This is a genomic window from Bradyrhizobium sp. (assembly GCF_049691595.1).
Classification (GTDB): domain Bacteria; phylum Pseudomonadota; class Alphaproteobacteria; order Rhizobiales; family Xanthobacteraceae; genus Bradyrhizobium.
In genome coordinates this window covers 1-5313 of sequence record NZ_JBAVNZ010000551.1, presented here as the reverse complement: position 1 = coordinate 5313, position 5313 = coordinate 1, and the positions used below count along the sequence as shown (strand labels likewise).

At 65.6% G+C, this 5313-nt stretch carries 9 protein-coding genes; 3 read left to right on the top strand and 6 right to left on the bottom strand.

Annotation, left to right across the window (positions count from 1 at the left end; all coding sequences use genetic code 11):
• The 4 genes from WCE35_RS22280 to WCE35_RS22265 all read right to left on the bottom strand — a co-directional run.
• Positions 1-595, bottom strand: a 595-nt coding sequence (locus WCE35_RS22280; RefSeq protein ID WP_424595480.1) for a sulfite exporter TauE/SafE family protein, incomplete at its 3' end; no start/stop codon positions are given.
• Between the two features lie 91 nt (positions 596-686).
• Positions 687-1037: a CidA/LrgA family protein gene (locus WCE35_RS22275; RefSeq protein ID WP_424595479.1), complete on the bottom strand. Its 351-nt coding sequence runs from the start codon at positions 1035-1037 to the stop codon at positions 687-689.
• Positions 1038-1102: 65 nt separating this feature from the next.
• Positions 1103-1582, bottom strand: a complete 480-nt coding sequence (locus WCE35_RS22270; protein WP_424595478.1) for a PaaI family thioesterase — start codon at positions 1580-1582, stop codon at positions 1103-1105.
• A gap of 5 nt (positions 1583-1587) precedes the next feature.
• Complete coding sequence (locus WCE35_RS22265) at positions 1588-2022, bottom strand: acyl-CoA thioesterase (protein WP_424595477.1); 435 nt, start codon at positions 2020-2022, stop codon at positions 1588-1590.
• A gap of 92 nt (positions 2023-2114) precedes the next feature.
• Here WCE35_RS22265 and WCE35_RS22260 point away from each other — a divergent pair, with 92 nt between their 5' ends.
• Positions 2115-2681, top strand: a complete 567-nt coding sequence (locus WCE35_RS22260; RefSeq protein WP_424595476.1) for a TetR/AcrR family transcriptional regulator — start codon at positions 2115-2117, stop codon at positions 2679-2681.
• Positions 2682-2711: 30 nt separating this feature from the next.
• Here the strand turns inward: WCE35_RS22260 and WCE35_RS22255 are convergent, their stop codons facing one another.
• The gene (locus WCE35_RS22255; RefSeq protein ID WP_424595475.1) at positions 2712-3191 is read right to left on the bottom strand and encodes a hypothetical protein; all 480 of its coding nucleotides are present in this window, start codon (positions 3189-3191) and stop codon (positions 2712-2714) included.
• 202 nt (positions 3192-3393) lie between these two features.
• On the opposite strand from WCE35_RS22255, the gene WCE35_RS22250 reads away from it, so the two are divergent.
• Together WCE35_RS22250 and WCE35_RS22245 are read left to right on the top strand one after the other, a co-directional pair.
• Positions 3394-3663 carry a PsiF family protein gene (locus WCE35_RS22250; protein ID WP_424595474.1) on the top strand — a complete coding sequence of 90 codons (270 nt, stop codon included), beginning with the start codon at positions 3394-3396 and terminating at the stop codon, positions 3661-3663.
• A 192-nt stretch (positions 3664-3855) separates the two neighbouring features.
• On the top strand, positions 3856-4941 hold the full coding sequence (locus WCE35_RS22245; protein ID WP_424595473.1) for an AbrB family transcriptional regulator: 1086 nt from the start codon (positions 3856-3858) through the stop codon (positions 4939-4941).
• On the opposite strand, the gene WCE35_RS22240 is transcribed toward WCE35_RS22245, so the two are convergent.
• The coding region (locus tag WCE35_RS22240; protein WP_424595472.1) for a disulfide bond formation protein B at positions 4938-5313 on the bottom strand (376 nt) is incomplete at its 5' end. The two genes, WCE35_RS22245 and WCE35_RS22240, sit on opposite strands and share 4 nt — an antisense overlap.

Sequence of the window (5313 nt, the reverse complement as noted above, 5' to 3'; positions counted from 1 at the left end):
AGGCATAGCTGGCCGCGGTGGTCAGGCCGAAAGCGGTCACCGCGACCAGCGAGGAACTGACCGCGTTCATGATCGGCATGCCGGTCGCCAGCATCAGCGCCGGCACGATCAGAAATCCACCGCCGATGCCGAAGAAGCCGGACAGCGTCCCGGTGGTGAGGCCAAGGCCGACGATGGCCGGCATGTTGGACATGCTGATCTTCACGTCGGGCAATCCGATCCGCGACCGCGTCTTCAGCATCAGCAGGGCGATCACCAGCATCACCAGCGCAAACAGCGCCAGCAGCTTTTGGCCGTCGACCATCTTGCCGAGGATCGAGCCGCCAAAGGCGCCGATCATTCCCGCCGCGGCGAACACCAGCGCGCACGACCACACCACCGTACCGCCGCGCGCATGATTCGACAGATTGAGCGCGGCGTTGGCGGCGACCGCGATCGCGCTGGTGCCGATCGCGACATGCGGTTCGGGCACGCCGACCACATAGACCATCAGCGGCACCGCGAGGATCGATCCGCCGCCGCCGACCAGGCCAAGCGAAAACCCGACCAGCATTCCCGATGCCAGTCCGAGCACGCTTTGCGTCGCCGAGATGATCAAGATGAAAGACTCACCTGCACGGCGGAACCCTAGAAGAAAATTCTGCAAATCGCCATGGCCGCCGTGAAAGCCTGCACTGCAACGGAGATCAGCGCACCAGCACCGTCACCGCCAGCGGCAGCGTGATCACCACGGAGAGCGCAAGGACCGCCAGAATGGCGATGCCGTACCTGGCCAGCAGGTCAAGTTTCCGCGCGACGCCGACGCCGGCGGGGATGAACAGCAGCGACAGATGCGCGAGCAGGCCACGGCTCGCGCTCTCGACCCCGTTCGCCTGCAACGGCCCGCGCGCAAGCGTGACAAAACGGTCGCGCGCCAACAGCAACAGCAACAGCAGCAACAGCCCGATCACCGGACCCGGCATCGGCAGACGGAGGCCGCGCACGATGATTTCACCGTTCAATTGGCAGAGCAGGATCAGGCTGAGGCTGGCGATCATTTCGGTGGCCCGCGCGGAAACGCCTTATCAGGTAGCCGCGGCGGAGACTTGTCAATGCGCCCGCATCAAGCGGGCGCGCGAACCCTGTCTGACGACGGCGGCGGCTCGCGGCGCGACAAGGCCATCAGCGTGCCGGTCATGGTGGCGACGAGGGTTTCGATGCCGTCATGCTCCGCATAGGCCCTGCCCTCGCACACCGTCAAGGTGCGGCCGGGCCTGAGCACGGTAGCGCGGAATACAAACCGCTCGCCCTTCGCAGGCGCCAGCAGGTTGGTTTTGAATTCCACGGTCAGGATGTCGGAACCCGGCGGCATCAACGTAAAGGCTGCGATACCGCAGGCATTGTCGAGCCCCGCCGTGATGACGCCGGCATGAACAAAGCCGTTCTGCTGGGTGAAATCGGGCGAATAGGCCATCGACAACTCGACCTCGCCCGGCTCGAGCCGCGCGATCGAGATGCCGAGCGTCCGCATCGCCGGCTGCCGGTCGAACGTATCGGCCGCGATCGCGCGAAAATCCGGATTTTTCGGATCAAAGAGCGGCATGCCACTTACGCCGTGGCCGGTTGTGACGAAGCGAGCTGCTTCATCGCGGCGCCGCGGATCGCCTCGGTGAACGGGGCGGCTTTGCGCGCATCCCGATCCATGTGAACGCCTGTGATCTCGCAGGTCGCGGCGACCTCGCCGGTTTCGGCGTTGCGCATCTCATGCAGGAAGCGGATCGACTTGTCGTGGACCTCGAGCAGCCGGCTTTTGATCTCGACGATATCGCCGGGCAGCAATTCGCGCCGGTAGGTGATGTTCTGCTGTACCGCGGCCATGCCGCGGCCGGACTGGCGCAGATAGCTCGGCGTCAGCCCGAGCCGGGCGAACAGATTCCAGTTGGCCTCGTCGAACTTGCCGGCATACCACATGATGTTCATGTGGCCGACATGGTCGCATTGCCAGGGATAGACCGCGCCGCGATAGGTCGCTTCGGTTTCCATTGGATGCTCCCGATTTCGATGGCGATACGGTAGCGTATCACGACCCCGGCAAGTTAGCAATACGGTGCCGTATCAACAAAGGCTGGACCGATATGACCAAGGGCAGAGGCGACGCGTGGATCGAGGCCGGCTTTGCGGAGATCGCGCGATCCGGCGTCGAGGGCGTGCGGGTCGAGGTGCTGGCCAAGAACCTCGGCGTTACCAAGGGCGGCTTCTATCGCCGCTTCAGGGATCGCGCTGCGCTGCTCGACGGCATGCTGCAAAGCTGGAGCGCAGGGCGCATCGCCGCGATCGAGAAGCAGACCAGCCTCGACGGCACCACCGCGCGCGAGCGGCTGAAGGCGCTGATCCGGCTCTATTCGGAGCGGATGAACACGCAAGGCATGGCGGTGGAACTGGCGATCCGGCAATGGGCCCGGTCCGACGACAACGCCGCCGCCGCGGTCGCAAGCGTCGATGCCGCGCGGCTGAGAAATGTCGGACATCTCTATCGCGCGACAGGTATGGCGCCCGAGCAGGCCGACGCCCAGGCGTTCCTGTTCTACTGCTTCATCTTCGGCCAGAGCCTGTTGTTCCTCGAGCGCGGGCCGCGCAAGCGCGCGCAGCTCGTGGCGAAATCGGCCGAGAAACTGCTGGACGAAGAACGCGCGACCGGCTGAGAGCCGGCCGCGCCGGTCCGGTGAAGAAACTCAGCCTTTGAGCTTCTTGTTGCATTCGCTGTAATAGCCGCCGCCCTTCTCGATCCATTTCATGCCGCCATTGGCGCCGGTGGTCTTGTTGGCATTGTACTGATCGACGCAGGTGTGCATGCGCGCCTTGCCGGCGGTCTCCTTGGAATATTTCGGATCCACCACGGTCGGATACACCGCGGGTCCGGACCGCGCCGGCGCTGCGGCGGGCGCGGCTTCCTTCTTGGCTTCCTTTGGCGCAGCCGGTGCGGCAGCCGGAGCCGCGGCAGGCGTCGCGGCCGGTGCCGCGGCGGCGTCCGCGCCGCATTGTGCCTTGCGGAAGTCGTTCCACTTCTGGCCACCGAGCGTGCCGGCGGTCTTGGCGGCCTGATATTTCGCGCTGCATTCCTGCGTGGTCAAGGCCTGCGCCGGGGCCGACGCCGCGAGCGCGACGAAACCCGACACCGCGACGGCGCATAATAATCTTGCTTGAAGATTCATCCTTGTTCTCCCTATTCGGTTCCTTGGGGAATTGACGGTCCGGAGACGCCCATCCTAGCGCAACCTGAATTTGCGACAACGCGCCGATGATCGTCCGGCCGAAATATTGTGGCCAGGAAAACGCGGCAGGCACGGCTTCATTCACCCACGGTTCATCCCGACCGCGCCAAGGTTGCATCTTTCGTTTCAACCGAGGTGCCCCATGACGAAAATTTCCTCCCTTGCGACCGCGACTGCGCTGGCGTCCATGTTGCTGATGGGATCCGCATTCGCGCAAACCGCGGCGCCCGCCGCCAAGGACGCAACCAAGACCGAAATCAAGGCGCCGGCGGAAAAGAAGGCGGAAAAGCCGAGGACCGCGGAATCCCTCGAATGCTCGAAGGAAGCCGACGCCAAGGGACTTAAGGGCAAGGAACGCAAGAAATTCCGCGCCGAATGCAAGAAGGCCGCGGCCGCGAAACCGTCGAAGTGATCTGAGGTTTCCCCTCCCTGCAGGCCAATCCCCTTTCTGCAAACCAAGGCTCGGGCGGAATCGACACCGAACTGTTTCGCAGCCCGGCTCGCCCGAAAGCGACCTCCCCTTGAAAAAGGGGAGGTGAAAACGCGCATTGCTGCGATCGCCCGGCGCAATTGTCGCCTGGCTGCGGATTTGCCATAAACGGGCGTGACCCTGATCCCCGCATCGATGGCGTCAGCCATTGCCGGCCGTGCCACGATCCTCCATGCGCTCGAGACGCTGGTCATCGGCGGCGCCGGCGGGCTGTTGTTCCTGTGGGCGAACCTGCCGGGCGGACTGATTTCCGCCGCGATGATCGCGGTCGGCAGCGCCGCGCTGGCCGGCCGGCCGCTCGCGGTGCCGCCGATCCTGACCCAGACCGTGCTGCTGCTGCTCGGGATATCGCTGGGCTCGCTGGTGTCGCGGCAACTGATCCAGCACGTCAGCGCCTATCCCCTGACCATCGCCCTGCTGGCGCTCGCGACGTTCTGCTCGACCTTCGGCAGCAGTTTTTATCTGCGGCGCGTGCACGGCTGGGACCAGACCTCGGCGTTCCTCGCCGGAAGCCCCGGCGCATTGTCGCAGATCACCATGCTCGCAGCCGAGAAAGGCGCCGACGTCGCCGCGATCGCCGTGGTGCAGACCATGCGCGTGATCATCCTCACGGCGGCGTTGCCGCTGGTGCTGGCGTCGACCGGAATGGCGCAGACGGCGCTGCCGGCCGCGGCCAGCGACATCGCCTCGCCGCAGCAGCTGGCGGCGCTGATCGCCGCCTCGATCGCGGTCGCCCTGCTGCTGCGGTGGATGAAATTTCCGGCGAGCTGGATGTTCGGCGCGATGATCGGATCGAGCCTGCTGCACAGCACCGCGCTGGTCGAGGGCGGCCTGCCGCCATGGCTGCGCGGCGTGGCGCTGGTCGGGATCGGCGCGCTGATCGGGACGCGGTTCGCCCGGGTGACGGCAAAAACCCTGCTTAGCCACGTCAATGCCGGGCTGGGCTCGTTTGCGATCGCCATGGTGATTTCGGCGGTCTTCGTCGCGGTGATCGCGCTGACGACCCATGTCCGCTTCGCCGACATCGTCGTCGCCTTCGCGCCGGGCGCGATGGACGCCATGCTGGCGCTGGCGCTGACCTTGCATATCGACCCGATTTTCGTCGGCGCGCATCATCTGTCGCGCTTCGTGTTCGTCAGCATCACGACGCCGGGCATCGTCCATCTGTTCGGACGCCCGCAGGAGGATGTCGATGATTAACCGCGCCTGACAGCCTTGAGGCCCCACGCCGCGATCGCGGCCATCGCGAGCGAAATCAGCACATTGTAGCCGGCGAGCGACAGGCCGAGAAAGCGCCACTGCACCTCGTCGCAGCGGACCACCTTGACGCTATCCAGACGCTTGAGCAGATCACCGGCGCTGCCGAGATTGCCGACCGGCCCGGTGCAATCGGTCGGCCCCTGCCAAAGGCCCCATTCGACGCCGGAATGATAGGCGCCGAGCCAGGCATTGCCGAGCGCGGCAAGCCCGAGGATGGCAAGGCCCGCCAGCAGCAGCGGGCGCGGCGCTCGCCTCGATGCCGCGAGCGCGACCAGCGCGCCCAGCGCGACCGCCAGATAATAGGCGCGGCGC